General features: G+C 54.0%; 20 protein-coding genes. 10 read left to right on the top strand and 10 right to left on the bottom strand.

Going from position 1 to position 16,873, the window contains the following annotated elements:
* Positions 1–5 precede the first annotated feature (5 nt).
* From CJO09_RS10675 to CJO09_RS10660, 4 genes are read left to right on the top strand one after another with little or no spacing between them, the layout of a single operon-like run.
* Positions 6–881 (top strand): branched-chain amino acid ABC transporter permease, encoded by an 876-nt coding sequence (locus CJO09_RS10675; RefSeq protein ID WP_119442328.1) that lies wholly within the window; start codon positions 6–8, stop codon positions 879–881.
* Positions 878–1,795 (top strand): branched-chain amino acid ABC transporter permease, encoded by a 918-nt coding sequence (locus CJO09_RS10670; RefSeq protein WP_245961307.1) that lies wholly within the window; start codon positions 878–880, stop codon positions 1,793–1,795. Before CJO09_RS10675 ends, CJO09_RS10670 begins: the two co-directional genes overlap by 4 nt.
* Positions 1,788–2,522, top strand: a complete 735-nt coding sequence (locus CJO09_RS10665) for an ABC transporter ATP-binding protein (RefSeq protein WP_114420441.1) — start codon at positions 1,788–1,790, stop codon at positions 2,520–2,522. The genes CJO09_RS10670 and CJO09_RS10665 overlap by 8 nt, the downstream gene beginning before the upstream one ends.
* Entirely contained in the window at positions 2,515–3,222 is a 708-nt protein-coding gene (locus CJO09_RS10660; protein WP_119442327.1) for an ABC transporter ATP-binding protein, read from the top strand. Before CJO09_RS10665 ends, CJO09_RS10660 begins: the two co-directional genes overlap by 8 nt.
* A 101-nt stretch (positions 3,223–3,323) precedes the next feature.
* On the opposite strand, the gene CJO09_RS10655 is transcribed toward CJO09_RS10660, so the two are convergent.
* Positions 3,324–3,884 (bottom strand): cupin domain-containing protein, encoded by a 561-nt coding sequence (locus CJO09_RS10655; protein WP_119442326.1) that lies wholly within the window; start codon positions 3,882–3,884, stop codon positions 3,324–3,326.
* A gap of 222 nt (positions 3,885–4,106) precedes the next feature.
* Between CJO09_RS10655 and CJO09_RS10650 the strand changes: the two genes are divergently transcribed.
* Together CJO09_RS10650 and CJO09_RS10645 are read left to right on the top strand one after the other, a co-directional pair.
* Positions 4,107–4,685, top strand: a complete 579-nt coding sequence (locus CJO09_RS10650; protein WP_119442325.1) for an amino acid synthesis family protein — start codon at positions 4,107–4,109, stop codon at positions 4,683–4,685.
* A 56-nt stretch (positions 4,686–4,741) separates the two neighbouring features.
* Positions 4,742–6,346, top strand: a complete 1,605-nt coding sequence (locus CJO09_RS10645; protein ID WP_119442324.1) for a bifunctional 3-(3-hydroxy-phenyl)propionate/3-hydroxycinnamic acid hydroxylase — start codon at positions 4,742–4,744, stop codon at positions 6,344–6,346.
* On the opposite strand, the gene CJO09_RS10640 is transcribed toward CJO09_RS10645, so the two are convergent.
* Positions 6,343–6,885, bottom strand: a complete 543-nt coding sequence (locus tag CJO09_RS10640) for a cob(I)yrinic acid a,c-diamide adenosyltransferase (RefSeq protein ID WP_119442323.1) — start codon at positions 6,883–6,885, stop codon at positions 6,343–6,345. The genes CJO09_RS10645 and CJO09_RS10640 overlap by 4 nt on opposite strands.
* 72 nt (positions 6,886–6,957) lie before the next feature.
* Between CJO09_RS10640 and CJO09_RS10635 the strand changes: the two genes are divergently transcribed.
* Positions 6,958–7,266 carry a copper-binding protein gene (locus CJO09_RS10635; protein ID WP_119442322.1) on the top strand — a complete coding sequence of 103 codons (309 nt, stop codon included), beginning with the start codon at positions 6,958–6,960 and terminating at the stop codon, positions 7,264–7,266.
* A gap of 15 nt (positions 7,267–7,281) precedes the next feature.
* Here CJO09_RS10635 and hslU read toward each other — a convergent pair whose 3' ends face one another.
* The 5 genes from hslU to CJO09_RS10610 all read right to left on the bottom strand — a co-directional run bounded on the left by hslU (position 7,282) and on the right by CJO09_RS10610 (position 11,530).
* On the bottom strand, positions 7,282–8,613 hold the full coding sequence (hslU, locus tag CJO09_RS10630; protein ID WP_119442321.1) for an ATP-dependent protease ATPase subunit HslU: 1,332 nt from the start codon (positions 8,611–8,613) through the stop codon (positions 7,282–7,284).
* A 15-nt stretch (positions 8,614–8,628) separates the two neighbouring features.
* Positions 8,629–9,162: an ATP-dependent protease subunit HslV gene (hslV, locus tag CJO09_RS10625; protein ID WP_114420448.1), complete on the bottom strand. Its 534-nt coding sequence runs from the start codon at positions 9,160–9,162 to the stop codon at positions 8,629–8,631.
* A 145-nt stretch (positions 9,163–9,307) separates the two neighbouring features.
* Positions 9,308–9,757, bottom strand: coding sequence for an RNA polymerase-binding protein DksA (gene dksA / locus CJO09_RS10620; RefSeq protein ID WP_114420449.1), 450 nt, complete (start codon positions 9,755–9,757; stop codon positions 9,308–9,310).
* A 43-nt stretch (positions 9,758–9,800) separates the two neighbouring features.
* A complete protein-coding gene (locus tag CJO09_RS10615; protein WP_114420450.1) occupies positions 9,801–10,862 on the bottom strand; it encodes a CobW family GTP-binding protein in 1,062 nt (353 codons plus the stop codon).
* A gap of 167 nt (positions 10,863–11,029) precedes the next feature.
* Entirely contained in the window at positions 11,030–11,530 is a 501-nt protein-coding gene (locus CJO09_RS10610) for a Fur family transcriptional regulator (RefSeq protein ID WP_114420451.1), read from the bottom strand.
* 231 nt (positions 11,531–11,761) lie between these two features.
* Here CJO09_RS10610 and CJO09_RS10605 point away from each other — a divergent pair, with 231 nt between their 5' ends.
* From CJO09_RS10605 to CJO09_RS10595, 3 genes are read left to right on the top strand one after another with little or no spacing between them, the layout of a single operon-like run.
* A complete protein-coding gene (locus CJO09_RS10605; RefSeq protein ID WP_119442320.1) occupies positions 11,762–12,478 on the top strand; it encodes a metal ABC transporter ATP-binding protein in 717 nt (238 codons plus the stop codon).
* 44 nt (positions 12,479–12,522) lie between these two features.
* Positions 12,523–13,365 (top strand): metal ABC transporter permease, encoded by an 843-nt coding sequence (locus tag CJO09_RS10600; protein ID WP_391523668.1) that lies wholly within the window; start codon positions 12,523–12,525, stop codon positions 13,363–13,365.
* A gap of 22 nt (positions 13,366–13,387) precedes the next feature.
* Positions 13,388–14,338 carry a metal ABC transporter solute-binding protein, Zn/Mn family gene (locus CJO09_RS10595; RefSeq protein ID WP_119442318.1) on the top strand — a complete coding sequence of 317 codons (951 nt, stop codon included), beginning with the start codon at positions 13,388–13,390 and terminating at the stop codon, positions 14,336–14,338.
* Positions 14,339–14,361: 23 nt separating this feature from the next.
* Here the strand turns inward: CJO09_RS10595 and xerC are convergent, their stop codons facing one another.
* The 3 genes from xerC to dapF are packed head-to-tail and all read right to left on the bottom strand — an operon-like array spanning position 14,362 to position 16,872.
* The gene (gene xerC, locus CJO09_RS10590) at positions 14,362–15,324 is read right to left on the bottom strand and encodes a tyrosine recombinase XerC (protein ID WP_119442317.1); all 963 of its coding nucleotides are present in this window, start codon (positions 15,322–15,324) and stop codon (positions 14,362–14,364) included.
* Between the two features lies 1 nt (position 15,325).
* A complete protein-coding gene (locus CJO09_RS10585; RefSeq protein WP_119442316.1) occupies positions 15,326–15,979 on the bottom strand; it encodes a DUF484 family protein in 654 nt (217 codons plus the stop codon).
* Positions 15,980–15,996: 17 nt separating this feature from the next.
* A complete protein-coding gene (dapF, locus tag CJO09_RS10580; protein ID WP_245961306.1) occupies positions 15,997–16,872 on the bottom strand; it encodes a diaminopimelate epimerase in 876 nt (291 codons plus the stop codon).
* Between the last annotated feature and the right edge of the window lies 1 nt (position 16,873).

Raw genomic sequence — 16,873 nt, 5'->3', positions numbered from 1 at the left:
TTAGTATGCCCTTAATTGATGCTTTATTATTTGGGCTAACCTTGGGAGGAGCCTACGCCTTGCTGGCGCTAGGCTTCAACCTGCAATACGGCGTGGCGCGAATTCTGAATCTTGCCTATGGTGAGATGCTGATTCTTGCTGCGCTGGTTGCGATGGTTATGTTTACCCAGTTGGGAATCTCACCGCTTATTTCCACTATTTTATTGGGAACGCTGGCCGCGATACTTGGCGCGTTTCTCTACCGTTATGCGCTGGTGCCGCTGGTAAAGCGAAGCCGCAGCCAGGAAGAGCTTGAAGGCGACAGTATTCTTGCAACTTTTGGTTTGCTGTTCTTCCTTCAGGGAGTCATGCTCGCGCTGTTTGGCGGCAACTATCTAAGCTACTCATTCTTGTCGGTAGCCGTCGATGTGCTGGGTACAACAGTTTCGGCGAACCGCCTTATTGCGCTTTTAGCCGCCATTCTGTTTGCCTTGGGGCTTTATTGGACTCTGTTGCGAACGCGTGTAGGTACTGCTTTGCGCGCTGTTGCGGTGAACCCCGGCGCTGCGCCGTTGGTAGGTGTGAATGTCATCCGGATCGCCATGTTGGGCTTTGCCCTGGGTACCGGGATGGTGGCGGCAGCGGGTGTTTTGCTAAGCATGTTTTCGACGTTCAGTGCGACGATGGGTGTGGTGTACACCATGAAAGCGCTGATTGTCGTCATTATGGGTGGTGTGGGTAATTTTGTGGGCTGTGTTATTGCCGCATTAATGCTGGGACTCATTGAAAGCTTTGTGTCGGCTTATGTTGATTCAGGCTTAACCCTGGCTGCCAACTACGCTATTTTCCTGCTGGTACTGATTTTCCGTCCTGCCGGTTTGTTCGGGAGGGCGGTATCGTGAAACAGTTGAATCCATTATCCATAGTCTTGTTTGTCGTTGTCTTTGGTGCGCTGGCCGTCGTTCCCCAATTTACCAACGACTACATTGTTTCCCTGCTGATTGGCTTGCTAATGTATGCCAACCTGGCCACTGCCTGGGGGGTGTTTTGTGGCACAACCCGGCGTGTATCACTCGCGACGGCAGCTTTTGTCGGGGTGGGGTGCTATACCGTCGCCTTGTTTTCAGAAACACTGCCCTGGCCGCTGGTGCTTTTGTTGTCGGCTGTGTTCGGCGGGATCCTGGCTTTGTTGATTGGTTTATGTACCTTGCGTTTGTCGGGTATGTATTTCGTCATTTTTACTTTCGGTGTGGCGGAAATGATTCGCCAACTGGTGAATTGGTATGAATCCAACATTAGCGGGTCTGTGGGGCGTTATATCTTTCTCGACGTGACGTCGGCTGAAATCTATTGGCAGCTTCTGATTCTGTTTGCCCTGGTGTTGATTCTCGGTGCCTGGCTTTCGCGTTCGCGGCTCGGTTTCGCCCTGCGCTTAATCGGCGAAGACCAGGTTGCCGCCGGCAATTGTGGCATTAATACGGTCAAGGTTCGGTTGCTGGTATTTGTGGGCACCTCAATGATTATGTCGGTGGTGGGTGCGATTATTGCGCCGCGTTGGGCCTATATTGAACCCTCGATCGCCTTTAATGCGCTGGTGTCATTCCAGGTATTGGTCATGGCCTTGTTGGGTGGGATTGCGCTGTATTTCGGACCGGTAATCGGCGTCGTTCCGCTCATTCTGGCTTTTGAAGTATTGACCAAATATTTTCCGGATCATTTCAGCATGGTGCTGGGGGCGATCTTTCTACTTATTGTGTACTGGTTGCCAGGCGGCATTCTGGGCTTGTTGCGGCGATGGGGGGCGATTCGTGGCTGATGCATTACTCCAGGTAAAAGGCCTTGAGCGTCGGTTCGGCGGATTAAGAGCCGTTGACGGCTTGTCGCTCGAGGTTCAGGCCGGTGAAATCTTAGGGTTGCTGGGGCCAAACGGTTCCGGCAAAACAACCGCAATCAATTTGATCAGTGGCGTACTTGAACCTAACGCAGGCTCCATTAAAGTGAATGGGCACGAAGTGGCGGGCATGCCGTCGTATCGCATTTCGTCATACGGGATCAGTCGTACCTATCAACTGGTGCGGTTGTTTAGCGGCATGACCGTGCGACAAAACGTGGTGGCGGGCATGGCGTTTGTTCACGATCATGAATTTGGTTCGCGGGCCGACGAAAAGGCCGACGCCTTATTGGCCAAAGTAGGGCTTGCAGGCCAGGGCGATACCCTGGCTGGTGACCTTACCTATATGAATCAGAAGAAGGTCGAGCTCGCCCGGGCCTTGGCCAGCCGGCCCAAGTTGCTGTTGCTCGATGAGTGGCTGGCAGGATTAAACCCAACTGAGCTTATTGATGCCATGAAACTGGTTGCTTCAATCAGGGAAGAGAATATTTCTATTGTCATGGTAGAGCACGTAATTGAAGCGGTTCGTTCTTTATGTGACCGCTGTGTCGTAATGAGCGCAGGCATGCCGATTGCTTCGGGTACACCGGCCGAAGTGCTGGCCGATCCGGAAGTGATCCGAGCCTATCTTGGAGAAGACGAGGATGCTTGAAGTTAAGGCATTAAGTGCCTGGTATGGCATGCATAAAGCGTTGGATGATGTTTCCCTGAATGTACAGCGCGGTGAGGTTGTGACCGTGTTGGGTGCAAATGGCGCGGGGAAATCTACATTGCTGAAGGCGCTGGCTGGGCTGATCCCTGTATCGGCAGAAGCGCAAATCAATCTGAACGGACGATCTGTGTGTTCGCTGCGCGACTTCGAGCGCGTTGAGGCGGGCGTCGCGCTCGTGCCTGAGGGGCGGGGGATTTTTGGTGAGTTAACGGTACGTGAAAACCTGTTTATGGGGGCTTACCCAAAGCGGGCACGCGTTGGTGAAACCGAAAACCTGGAACGCATTTTGTCGTTGTTTCCTCGTTTGAGCGAGCGCCTCTCGCAAACGGCAAGAACAATGAGTGGCGGTGAGCAGCAAATGGTAGCGATTGGCCGTGCGCTGATGTCGAGCCCCGAGGTTCTATTGTTGGATGAGCCTTCGTTGGGCTTGTCTCCGCTTATGGTTTCCGAGCTGTTCAAAACACTGGCGCGTGTTTGTGAAACAGGGGTCACCATTCTGATGGTCGAGCAGAATGCAAAGCGAAGCTTGAAATTGTCTGATCGAGGATACTTGATTGAACAGGGGCGGATTGTCGGGACAGGAGCGGCGCAGGATCTTTTGAATGACGAGTCGGTGAAGAAGGCTTATTTGGGGGGGTAGCACGCCGGTTGGCTTATCGCCTGGAAGCACAAGGCCCCTGCAGTGACTTGCCGTCCAGCGGCAAACAACCGACAGGGGCCTGCGATTCTTGCTGTTCGAACTTATTTCCGGCGTTCGGCGCCGATCAGTACAAACAGCATGGTGGCGGCGTTAGTGCCTTTATTGCGCCAGCCGTGACGTGCGCCATTTTGAATGACGACATCGTGTTTTTGCAGATGCAGCTCCTCACCCGTACCCAGGTCAAGCCATACTTCACCGTCCAGAACGACGGCGTAGTCGACGGTATCGGTCGTGTGCATGGCGGGATCGTCCATTTCGAATGTTTGAGCCAGCCCGGGTGTTTTTTGAGCGACTTCGGCACCGAATGCCGCACCGTCGAACGAAGGATCGCCCATTAAAGCGTCGGGTGGAAAGGTGACGATCATTAAGCGGGTGCCGCCGACCGGGGGCAGGAAGTTCGTGGTGGGTTGTACCGGATCGGCCGCCAGTTCGGCGTTGCCCACTTTCGGCTGCGAGGGCGTTGCCCATAAAAGCGTGTTCGCAAAGGCCGGATGGTTGTCGAAAGTACGAACTGTTTTCGTGTCGCTAACTACGCTTGGTTTGCCGTTTTTATTGGCAATGACCACGCGACGGATCGGTTGGGGTGAGGTGGCTTGAGTCATATGTGTCTCCTTCTGAATTTTGTGCGTAATTTTAATAATTATGTATATTATTCTACGGAAGAGCAATAGGAATAACCCCAGATAATGCTTTCTCCGCGATGATCAGAAACTGTCTTTATGGTTAATACTTATGCATAAAATATTCATTTATGCATTAAAATAAGTCATGCCGGTGGTGTTCAATCGGCGTTTTCCGCTCCATCTAATTCGGAACCTATAGCCATGTCTCTTATCGATATCCGCAAGCAAAGCTTGAATATTGAAACCATCTATCACGAGGGCGGTCCACGGTCGGCGCATCCAATCCGGGTGGCAACGGCTTGTGCCGTTATTCGTAACCCTTATGCAGGTACCTATCAGGAAGATTTGATGCCTTTTATGGCGGCCTTGCGCGAGTTAGGTAAAACGCTGTCTGCCGAGCTGGTAAACACGCTCGGAGCCGACAACATCGAAGTGTATGGCAAAGGCGCGATTGTGGGCGTGAATGGTGAGCTTGAGCACGGCGCAGTATGGCATGAGGCCGGCGGTTGGGCTTTGCGTGCGGCGTTGGGTGAACCTAAGGCGATGGTGCCTTCAGCCAAGGCCGTGGCGGCTGCCGGCTATCGTTTGATCGTACCGTTGCACTATATTCACGCCTCGTATGTGCGCAGTCACTACACCATTGGTGAGGCGGGCATTCAAGATGCGCCGCGCCCTAACGAAATTCTGTTTGCGCTGCTTGCGGGTACGGGCGGTCGCATTCACGCGCGTCTGGGTGGCCTGACCAAAGAGGCCGTGAGCGTTCATGACGGGCAAAGGTAGTTTTTGTTCACACAGGTTCAATTGGTCACGACCCCTGGAGCTGAAAGGTAAGTAAGATGAAGCACTACGATGTCATTATTGCGGGCTATGGGCCAACCGGTGCCACGCTGGCGAATTTGCTGGTTGCCCGGGGGCTTCAAGTTGCTGTCTTCGATAAGTTGCCCGACTTATATCCTTTGCCTCGGGCGATTGGAATAGACCACGAGGGTTTGCGCATCATGCAGGAAGTTGGGGTTGCCGACGAGCTGCAGGATGTTATAGCGCCTTATCGTCCCAGCGAGTATCGTGGCGTTGATGGCCAACCCATCCTGCGTCTTGATGCCGCGCCTGCCCCGCACCGCCTGGGCTGGGCGCCTAATTATGTTTTTAATCAGCCCGCGCTGGAACGTGCTCTGCGTAATCGCTTGTCCAAGCAAGACGCCGCGCATATTTTCCTTGAGGCTGAGGTGACCGATAACGGTCAGGATGCCGATTCGGTCTGGGTAGACGTCAAGCTGAAAGATGAAACTGAAGTGACTCGGTTCAGTTGCGCCTATCTGATTGCTTGCGATGGTGGCGCCAGCCCCATCCGCAAGCGTCTGGGTATCGAGCTGGAAGATCTGGGTTTTGATGAGGCATGGCTGGTTATTGACGCAATCGTTAACGACGAGAAGTTGGCGCAGTTGCCCGATACCCAGGTTCAGTATTGTGAGCCCGACCGTCCCTGCACCTTTGTGGTGGGGCCGGGGAACCATCGGCGTTGGGAAGTGATGTTGCTGGCCGGCGAGCAGAATTCGGGGGATTATCCCGAAGAGGTGTTGTGGCCCATGTTATCCCGCTGGTTGAAGCCGGGTGAGGGTCGCTTGTGGCGCCATGCCGCGTATCGTTTTCATGGGCTCGTTGCCCGCCAATGGCGCAAAGGGCGTATTTTGCTTGCCGGTGACGCGGCGCATATGACCCCTCCGTTTATGGCCCAAGGAATGGTTCAGGGCATGCGCGATGCGCTTAATCTTGCCTGGAAGCTGGAGTTGGTATTAAAAAAAGTCGGAAGTGATGCCCTTCTTGACTCTTACGAACAGGAGCGTCATCCGCATGTGGTTGCCACAACGCGCGCGGCAATGGAGCTGGGTCGAATTATTTGTGAAAGAGACGCCGACAAAGCCCGCCGTCGCGACGCAGACCTGCGCGCGAAGCAGGGTGGCGTCGTTAAAACAACGATTCGTCAGAACATGATTCCAGGTTTGACGTCCGGCTTGATCGACACAACTGCGCCAGGCGCAGGAACGTTGTTTCCCCAGCCGCATGTCACTGTTCATGAGCCGGGTGAGCCGCGTTCAGGTTGGCTGGATCAGTTTGTTCAGGGCAGTGCTTGTTTGTTATCGGTCGGCGTGGTTTCCGAAGCAGAGTCGGATCGGTTGCACGACCTTGCGCAACGAATCAATGCAACGCTGGTATGCATCGACGCCGAAGACAATAGGGCGTCGGCGCGTTCAGGCATTTGTGTAACGGAAGAGGGGGCGGTAATGGCGCCCTGGCTTGAGTCTTTGAATTGCCGCTACGTCATTTCACGGCCCGATCATTATGTGTATGGGGCCGCGCCCGACTTGGCGGCACTGGAAAATCTTGTTAATCGTTATGTGCGCGGTTTGGACGGTGAAGGCGTGAAGCGACAGGCGAATTAGCCTTCTTTGCCTGGGTTGCGCCACATCTCTTCTTTTTCGTTAAGTGTGCGGGCCAACACGAAGCATAAATCGGAAAGCCGGTTCAAGTATTGCTTTACGGGTTCCGAAACTGCTTCATGTTCGCTTAGGGCGATAACATTACGCTCGGCGCGACGACACACGGTGCGAGCGAGATGAGCCAAGGCCGTGGCACGGGTTCCTCCGGGCAACACAAACTCTTTCAATGGTGCCAGCATGGCATTGAATTTCTTCAACGCTTGATCCAATCGGGCAATTTGCTCTGTTTGTATGGCAGCGTAGCCGGGAAGACAAAGCTCAGCGCCAACACTAAACAAATCGTTCTGAATTTGGCCAAGCAGCGTGTCGATTTCTTCAGGCAGCGGCTCGGTCCGCCATAAACCAATCATGCTGTTCAGCTCGTCGACATCGCCCATGGCCTGAACGCGTGGCGCATGTTTGTTGATACGGGTGCCGTCACCCAATGCGGTGGTGCCATCGTCGCCAGTGCGTGTCGCGATAACTGACAGTCTGTTTGCCATGGTGAATGCTCAGTGTTGGTATGATGTAATTGAGTGAATTGTAATTTCTCTAATAAAAGCAGGGGTAGCACAATGGTTTGGTCGCGCAGAAAAGCGATTTCCGGTTTGGTGGCAATGGCAGGCATGTTAACGGCATTTTCATTTGCGCCGGTTCAGGCTCAGCAGGCAACCGCCTCCGGGAAAGTGCGTCGGGTGAATCCGTCGGACGGTAAAATTACCATCATGCATGGTGAAATCGTCGAGCTTAAGCTTCCCGCCATGACGCTGGTTTATCGCGTGGAACCGCAACTCATCCAGGAAATTCAGCCCGGCGATCAAGTCACGTTTACGGTGGTCCGCCAGAACGGCGATTACGTCATTATTGAAATTCGCAAGGGCTGATTACTGTATTGCTTTTTACAGTACGTAGCGGGCAAGGTCTTCTTTGCCGGCAACGTCTTCCAGTTGGTTGTTTACATACGTCGTATCAATAACAACCGTTTTTCCGCCATTGGATGTTGCCTCGTACGACAATTCCTCCAGCAGTTTTTCCATTACCGTATGCAAACGTCGTGCGCCAATATTTTCAGTGCGTTCGTTTACTTCATAAGCCAGTTGGGCAAGGCGCTGAATACCGTCGTCGGTGAATTCCAGATTCACTTCTTCAGTTGCCATGAGCGCTCGATATTGCTTGGTCAGTGAAGCGTCAGTGTCACACAGGATTCGCACGAAATCCTGAGCCGTTAGCGAATCGAGCTCTACACGGATCGGAAACCGGCCCTGCAACTCTGGGATCAGGTCGGATGGCCGGGCCAAGTGAAACGCTCCCGATGCAATGAACAGAATGTGATCGGTTTTCACCACGCCGTATTTGGTATTCACGCTGGTGCCCTCCACCAATGGCAGAAGGTCACGTTGAACCCCTTGGCGCGAAACATCACCGCTGGTTTGCTCCTGTCGGGTGGTGATTTTGTCGATTTCATCCAGGAATACAATGCCGTTTTGTTCCGCGTTGGTAATGGCGGTGCTGCGCAGATCTTCTTCATTGACGCGCCGGGCCGCTTCCTCCTCGGTAATGAGGCGGAAGGCCTCCTTAACCGTCATTTTCCGGGTCTTTTTCTTTTCCCGTCCCATGCCCGCGAACATGCCTTTAAGCTGCTCGGTCATCTCTTCCATGCCCGGCGGCGCCATGATTTCCATTTGCGGCATGGGTTGTTCAACTTCAATCTCGATTTCAGTCTCGTCGAGCTGACCTTCCCGCAGACGTTTACGGAACGTTTGCCGCGCCGCGTTTTCTTCACGTTGGGGTTGTCCGTGCGCATCACGAGGTGGGGGTATCAGGACATCAAGAATGCGGTCTTCCGCCGCATCTTCAGCCTGGGTTTTGACCCGTTTCATTTCAAGCTCACGGGTTTGTTTGATGGAGATGTCGACCAGGTCTCGAATAATGGTGTCGACATCGCGCCCAACATAGCCCACTTCAGTGAACTTGGTGGCTTCAATTTTGATAAAAGGGGCGTTGGCCAGCTTGGCCAGGCGTCGCGCAATTTCGGTTTTGCCGACCCCGGTGGGGCCGATCATGAGAATATTCTTCGGCACGATCTCGTTACGCAGCGGCTGAGGGACCTGCTGGCGGCGCCAGCGGTTACGCAAGGCGACGGCTACGGATCGTTTCGCTTTCTTCTGGCCAACAATGTGCTTGTCGAGTTCGGAGACAATTTCCCCGGGGGTCATGTTCAGGGCGGACATAAATTTGCTTTTCAGTTACAGGGTTTCAATAACGTGATTCTGGTTCGTGTAAATGCACAGGTCGCCGGCAATACCCAATGATTTCTTTACGATTTCCTCGGCGGAAAGGTCGGTATTCTGCAATAGAGCCAATGCAGCCGATTGCGCGTAAGCGCCACCGGAGCCGATGGCGGCTAAACCGTACTCAGGTTCAAGCACATCGCCGTTGCCGCTGAGAATCAGAGAGTGTTCTTTATCGGCCACAATCAGCATGGCTTCAAGCCGACGTAAAACCCGATCCGTGCGCCAGTCGCGAGTTAGTTCGACAGCCGCGCGTAACAAATGACCTTGATGCTTTTCCAGTTTCCCTTCAAATCGTTCCTGTAGGGTAAAAGCATCGGCTGTGGCACCGGCAAAACCGGCCAGTACTTTGTCGTGAAACAAACGGCGGATTTTTCGGGCCGTTCCTTTAAATACGATATTGCCCAGGGTTACCTGACCATCGCCGCCGATGGCCACCTGGTCGCCGCGCCGAACGCAGACAATGGTAGTAGCGTGAAATTGTTCCATATTCCTTCCTTTGAAGGCTTTATTTGGGGCTGAAAGGGAAACTTTCAAGCCCTCTTTCAAGGGTCGGGCGCTAGGGAAATAAAAAACGGCACTGTGTTTTTCGACACAATGCCGTTTTGTGTGGCTAACCCACCTGGCTGGCTACTTAGTCGCCATACAGTTTTTGCCGCATTTCACGCCGCTCTTGTGCTTCCAGCGAGAGGGTTGCGGTTGGCCGTGCAAGCAGACGGGGAATGCCAATGGGCTCGCCCGTTTCCTCGCACCACCCATATGTGCCACTGTCAATCATCGTGAGCGATTGCTGAACTTTCTTCAATAGCTTGCGTTCACGGTCGCGTGTACGCAATTCCAGCGCATGCTCTTCTTCAATGGTGGCGCGATCGGCGGGGTCGGGAACAAACTGGGTTTCACGCAGGTGTTCGGTTGTAACACCGGCGTTTGTCAGGATGTCTTGCTCAAGCTGTTTGAGCCGATCACGGAAAAAGGCCAGTTGTGCCTCGTTCATATAGTCGGACTCGGGCATGGCTAACAGTTCTTTTTCGGTGAGCGGCTTGGCTTGCGCTTCTTCTTTGGTGTTGCCTGATTTGGTGGCCATGATGTACCCCTAAAAATAGACGTCTTGTGCTTAATAATAAGTGTTAAGCAAGACAATTATCCAGGCCCTGACGGAAAATGTCTTCGGGCAATTTTCGACCAATAAAAACCATTTTGGTTCCACGTTTCTCATTGGCTTGCCAGGCTTTGCCCGGCTCGGCACCCATCATCATGTGAACCCCTTGGAACAGCATGCGACGGTTAATGCCTTTTATATACAGAATTCCTTTGTAGCGCAGAAGATCGGGCCCATAAACCTGCACGATGCCCCCCAAAAATTCTTCCAGCTTTTCCGGGTCGAACGCGTCATTTGAACGATATACAAACGCCCCGATTTCATCACTGTGATGCGCGTGATGGTGATCATGGTGATGCCCGTGATGATGGTCGTGCCCATGGTCGTGATCGTGTGCCGCATCGGGGTGGGTGTCCGCCAGGAACGCCGGGTCGATATCCAGGATCGTGTTCAGGTTAAAGCCGCTGATGTCGAGCAAGTCTTTAATGTCGGCTTCGCCGAAATGCACCGTTGTGATGGGAGCGCGAGGGTTCATGTGCACAATACGTGAACGCAGTGCTTGAAACTCGTCGTCGCTCACCAGGTCTTTCTTGGAAACCAGGATGCGGTCGGCAAAGCCCACTTGCTTCTGGGCTTCTTCCTGTTCGTTCAGCGTTTCCATGCCGTGTTTGGCGTCGACAATGGTAATGACGGAGTCGAGCCGATAGTATTCGGCGATGTCGTCATCCATGAAAAACGTCTGGCATACCGGGCCCGGGTTGGCCATGCCGGTTGTTTCAATCACAATCCGGTCGAAAGCGATGTCGCCGGCTTTACGCTTGGCGCGCAGTTCACCAAGGGCACGTTGCAAATCGCCGCGAATGGTGCAACACACGCAACCATTGCTCAATTCGATGATTTGCTCGTCACTTTCCTGAACCAGCAATTCGTTATCAATGCTTTCCGGTCCGAACTCATTTTCAATAACGGCAATGCGCTGCCCATGGTTTTCCGACAGCAAGCGCTTAAGCAGGGTGGTTTTACCGGCGCCAAGAAAGCCAGTAAGGATGGTGACGGGCACCATATTGTCAATTTTCAAACCGGTGGTCATAACAGCTCACAACGCACAGCCCTAAGAGGGAAAAAATAGATTCCCGAATCATTTGGGGATGCATAAAAAAATATCAACGTGCGATTACAGCACAGGCGGGCGCCAAGAGCAAACGGTTTGCTTAGTTGTTGTATTTCAAGCGTTTTTTGGTTCGGGTTAGTACTGACTCATGCCAAGGGTGTTTCATGTTGCCCACTACTGTGTCGTTGCTGATGGCAGCGATTGCATAAAGCCCGCAACTCGGTTTCGTGGTGTTCCAGAACAAAGCCCGCACTGGCCACTTTGCGTGCCAGTTTCTTGTGAAGCTCAGGGTCGCTGAATTCTGCAACTGCGCCACATTGGGTGCAGATGACCAGGATGTCGTGAGGATCGCCGGCTGCATCCATGCAGGCTGCCCATGCGTTGACGGCGTCAAGTCGGTGAATAAGCCCCTCTTCAATTAAGAAGTCGAGCGCGCGGTAGACGGTGGGAGGGGCGGCGCCGGGCTGGAATTCCCGGATTTCTTCCAGAAGTTCGTAAGCTTTCACACTACGCTGTCGCCGCAACAAAATTTCCAGCACTTTGCGTCGAATAGGCGTTAGCCGGCGTCCTCGCTGGCTGCAAAGCTTTTCCGCAGTTTTTAGTTGTTTGGCGATGCCCGAGGACAGTTCGCTGGCTTGACGAGGCATAGTGTATCCGTGTGCCGTATGTTATAACATTACCCTAGCAACGTTGTAGATTCAACTTCTCATTATCCTCAATTATGTCTGTTTTTGCCCGATCTGTGCGTCAACGTCAACCATATCGCGGCTCCATCGTTCTGTTTTCAGCTTGGGCTCGTGCATGGCGCACTGCAATCGTGGTCGCTTTTTTATGGGCGGTGACGGGCTGGGCCATGCAGTGGTGGTAGGTCGCGGCTTATGAACCAGGCGATGATTGAGCTTGATGAGGTTTCGTTGGGTTGGCGCGATCGTGTTGCGCTTCGCGATGTGTCCGGCCGTTTTGTGCAAGGGTCTTTAACGGCTGTTGTCGGGCCGAATGGGGCGGGTAAGTCAACCCTTGTTAAGGCGCTGATGGGGCAATTAAGCCCGCTAAGCGGCGAGATCCGTTTTGCGCCCGACGCCCAAAACAACGTGGCCTGTTTGCCGCAGCTTGGTGAGCTTGATCGAAGTTTTCCGATTAGTGTGTATGACCTGGTCGCCATGGGGGCGTGGCGTCGTACCGGGTGGTGGAAGGGTTTTGGCATATCTGAGCACGAACGTGTTTTGCAGGCACTTGATACGGTCGGTTTGGCAGATTTCAGCCGGCGCATTATTGGTACGCTTTCCGGTGGGCAGCTTCAGCGCGCATTGTTTGCACGGTTAATGCTTCATAACGCAAGCGTGCTGATTCTCGACGAACCGTTCGCCGCCGTCGATCGCCACACAACGGAAGATCTGCTGGAGCTGTTACTGAGCTGGCACAACGAGGGGCGTACGGTGATTGTCGTATTGCATGATCTTGATTGTGTCCGTAACTTGTTTCCAGAAACCCTTTTGTTGGCGGGACAGGTCGTCGGTTGGGGGCCAACCGGGCAGGTGTTAACCACCGAGAATTTGCACCTGGCGCGCCACTTGTGTGCAGGAGACTACCTGTGAGCGGAATCGATTTCCTGTTCGCGCCGTTCACAGAGTTCGCCTTTATGCGGCGCGCGCTGGCGGGCTCAGTTTCATTGGCATTTGCGGCCGGCCCGCTTGGTGTTGTTCTGGTGCTGCGACGTATGAGTCTGATGGGCGACGCGATGGCACATGCCATTTTGCCGGGCGTGGCGGTTGGTTTCCTAACGGCGGGGTTGTCGTTATGGGCGATGGCGCTTGGCGGGTTGGTAACCGGGTTGCTGGTGGCTGTATTGGCCGGGTTTGTGTCGCGTCTTACGCCATTGCGTGAAGATGCCAGCTTTGCGGCCTTTTATTTGGTTTCCCTTGGCTTGGGTGTGTTGCTGGTGTCGTTGCGGGGCTCCAATATGGATCTGATCCATGTTTTGTTTGGAACGGTATTGGGTTTGAACGACGCGTCTCTTTTGTTGGTGACATCAACGGCTTCGGTGACGCTATTTGTGTTGGCGCTGATTTTGCGTCCTTTGGTTGCGGAATGTCTTGATCCTGCATTTATGCGGGCCGAGAAAGGGCACGGGTCCATCAGCCATATGGTGTTTTTGGTTCTGTTGGTTATGACGCTGGTGGCGGGTTTTCAGGTTTTAGGCACACTCATGGTGGTAGGCATCATGATGCTGCCCGCTGCTTCCGCCCGGTTTTGGGTACGCTCAGTTGTGCGGCAGATGGCCATGGCTGCATTCATTGGTGTTGCGGCTTCGTACTTGGGATTGTTGTTTTCTTATTACCTTAATGTGCCTGCCTCGGCAGCCATTATTCTTACGGCGGGCATTTTGTATTTTGCTTCAGTTGTGGCGGGGCCTCAAGGTGGATTGATTCAGGTTGTACGCCAATATCGCGCGCGGCGTTATCTTTCACAAATAGCGAAATAATGTGGGTAAAGCGGAGTAGAGCATGAGGTTAGGCGGTATTTTCCTGCGTTCGGCAGCAGTCAAGCGTTTATGCGTCGCTACGATGCTCATGTTTTTCGCCGGCGCACTTGCAGCGGCGCCGGTGCGCGTGGTGGCGACGTTTTCTGTGTTGGGCGACATGGTCTCTGTTATTGGGGGGGAAAACGTCGAAGTGGTCACCCTGGTTGGCCCCGAGACGGACTCACATGGATTCGAGCCTACCGCACGCGAAAACCGAATGCTTGCCCAGGCTCAAGTCCTGGTATCGAACGGGTTGGGCTTCGAGGGTTGGTTGCCGCGCCTGGTAAAGGCCTCCGGTTTCGATGGCCTGGAAATTGTGGCGTCCAAGGGGGTGGAGCCGCGCCAGCTTGCTTCGCATGATGATGATCATAACCACGACGGTCATGATCATGGCGATGAAGGTGATGTCGACCCTCATGCCTGGCAAGACTTAGCCAATGGTATGCAGTATGCACGGAATATCGCCAACGGCCTGGCGCGAATTGATCCCGCGCATCGCGCCAAGTACCAGGAGCGTGCCCGGGTATATGTGGAAGAAATGCAAAAGCTGCATGACGAAATCAAAGGGCAACTAGAGGCAGTTCCCGAGCAGCGGCGTCGCGTTGTTACGGCGCATGATGCTTTTGGATATTTCGGTCAGGCCTATGGCGTGACCTTTATTCCTATTGCGGGTATCTCTTCCGATGCCGAGCCGTCGGCCCGGGAAATGGCCGATATCATCCGGCTGATCAGGGAAAGCAAAGGTGTGGCTTTGTTCGATGAAAACGCGACCGGCGCTTCACGCATTCTGGAGCAGATTGCCCGTGATACCGGGCTGAAAGTGGGAGGAGTACTTTACTCCGACACACTGGCGTCGGTCGATCAACCGGCGGGTACGTACTTGGGTATGTTCAAGTGGAATGCAGGCCGCGTGCTGTTTTCGATTAAACCTTGAGTGTCAGGCGCGGGCCGACGCTGCTACTTGTTTTTGCGCGTGGCTCGCGGGTGGGCCTGGTCGTAAGCTTTAGCCAGGTGTTGGAAGTCGAGACGCGTGTAAATTTGGGTTGTGGAAATATTGGCGTGTCCTAATAGTTCCTGTACAGCCCTTAAGTCTTGTGCCGACTGCAGCATATGGCTGGCAAAACTATGGCGTAGGCTGTGCGGGTGAACGTTTACCGGCAGGCCCAGCCGATGCGCCAGTTTGTTCAATTGCAACTGAACGACACGCGGGCTAATGCGTTTGCCTCGCTCCCCAAGGAAAAGAGCGGCCTGGGTGTCGGTATCGGGTTCGCTTGGTTGCAATGTGTGGCGCACTTCAAGCCATTGTTGTACTGCGCGGACCGCGTGGCGTCCCAACGGTACCTGGCGTGTTTTCCCGCCTTTTCCGGTAATCGTTGCCTGGGCGCTGGGAAGGTCAATCCAACTGATGGAAGTGTATTGATCGGTGCGATGGTAACGCCAGTCGAGGCTAACCAGTTCCGCGAGGCGCAAACCACTGGAATACAGAATTTCAAACATGGCTTGATCACGATGCTCGATGTTGGACTCCGGCGGGGGCAACCCGGGCCGGTCGAGCAAGGCTTGTGTTTGTTCAACGGAAAGCGCTTTGGGCAATGGGCGGGCTGCCTTAGGGGCACGAACGCCTTTTGCCGGGTTTTCGTTTAAGCCGGCCTGTGGAGCCCACCATTGATAAAAGCCGCGCCACGCGGCAAGTGCGCGGGCCAGGCTGCGAGGTTGATGGCCCTGGCTGCGTAGGCGGGCGATAGTGCGCCGAATGTGATCTTCACGCAGGTTTTCCAGCGTGGTGTCTGGATTCAGTGTAATCAGCTGTGCCAGATCGTGTTCGTAGGCCTGCAATGTATGGCGCGAATACCGACGATTCGTTTCCAGGTGAATCAGCCATTGACGCACAGGTTCGGGCAGTGCGTTCATGGCGTTCATCCTATTTCAAACGCGAAAGCGCGGACGAGGCCAGCGAGCTTAATATTTCCAGGAATGCCGTGCCCATGTCGGGCTGGAATCGGTCTTTGTCTTCTGCACCCAAAACCAGCAAGCCAAACACACCTGAATCGTCTTTCATGGGGACCACCGCCAGTGATTGCGCGGGTGCGCTCAGCCAGGCCAGAACAGGCTGGTCGATAACCGGCCCGCAGTAGGGTGCGTTCAGGGCGTTTGCATATTGTTTTATTTCTTCCGTAATACCGTCGGTGAAATGCGTGTCGTTGCACTGTGAAAGCCCCCACACTTTCAGCGTGGTGTTGGGTAGTTCGAACAACGACGACAGGTGTTCGACAATTAACTGAGGCAGGCGCTCAGCTTGTGGTTCGGCCAGCATCCGGCAGCACCAGCTTGTAAGGGTGCGACTGATTTTTTCGTTGCCCGATGCGTTGTTGATTAAACCCGACAGGCGCCATTCAAGGTCTTTGGTTTTGGCGCGAAGCGTAAGAATTTGGCGCTCACCCAAAGAAATTGCCCGTGTTTCATGTGGGTGCGGAACCCGTAACTCAGAGAATACTTCTGCGTGCTCCTGGAAAAAATCAGGGTTGCTTGCCAGAAAACGGGCGATTTCTTCGGGGGTGAAGGTGGAGGCGCTCATGTGCCAATTATCCTTGTTCAGTCGTGTTGCGTAAGCTTATCAATGTCCACCCGCCCGGTAAACACAGTTGTTGCGGGGCCGGTCATATAAAGGTCGGGATTCGCCCAGTCGATTGTTAGCGTGCCGCCCCGGGTATGCACTGTTACCGGGTTGTCGAGCAGGCCGCGGCGTATGCCTGCCACCGCTGCTGCGCAGGCACCCGTGCCACATGACAAGGTTTCACCTGCACCCCGTTCATACACGCGCAGCTTGATGGTGTGGCGGTCGACCACTTCCATAAAACCAGCGTTAACACGCTGGGCAAAGCGAGGATGCGACTCAATTAACGGGCCCAGTTCAGCTACGGGCGCGGTGGCGATGTTTTCCACAACCTGAACAGCGTGTGGGTTCGAGATGGCAACCAGTGAAATACGAACGGGAGAGGCACAGGCCGTTAACGGTAACTGCCAGACCGTGTCTTCACCTTGTGTTTCATTGCTTAAGGCCGAAGTATCGAAGTGGACATCTGCAGGGGTGAAGCGCGTTTGGCCCATGTTCACGATAACTTCGCCGTTGTCGGTTTCAGTTAATACAATCAGGCCGGTTTGTATTTCGGCTTTTAAGGGGTTTCGTTTTGAAAGCCCTTGCTCGTGGATGAAGCGGACAAAGCATCGCGCGCCGTTGCCGCAGTGCTCCACTTCACTGCCGTCGGAGTTGAATACCCGGTAACGAAAGTCGGCGTCGGGGTGTGATGGGGTATCGACCAACAGGATCTGGTCGGCGCCAATGCCGAAATGACGATCTGCCAGCGCACGGGCGCGTTGTGGTGTCATCTCGATTGGCTGGCGTATGCCGTCCAGGACAATGAAGTCATTGCCTGCGCCGTGCATTTTGGTGAATGTCCAGATCGTCATG

Source organism: Neopusillimonas maritima (genome assembly GCF_003576595.1).
Classification (GTDB): domain Bacteria; phylum Pseudomonadota; class Gammaproteobacteria; order Burkholderiales; family Burkholderiaceae_B; genus Neopusillimonas; species Neopusillimonas maritima.
This window is presented reverse-complemented; position numbering and strand designations above follow the sequence as displayed.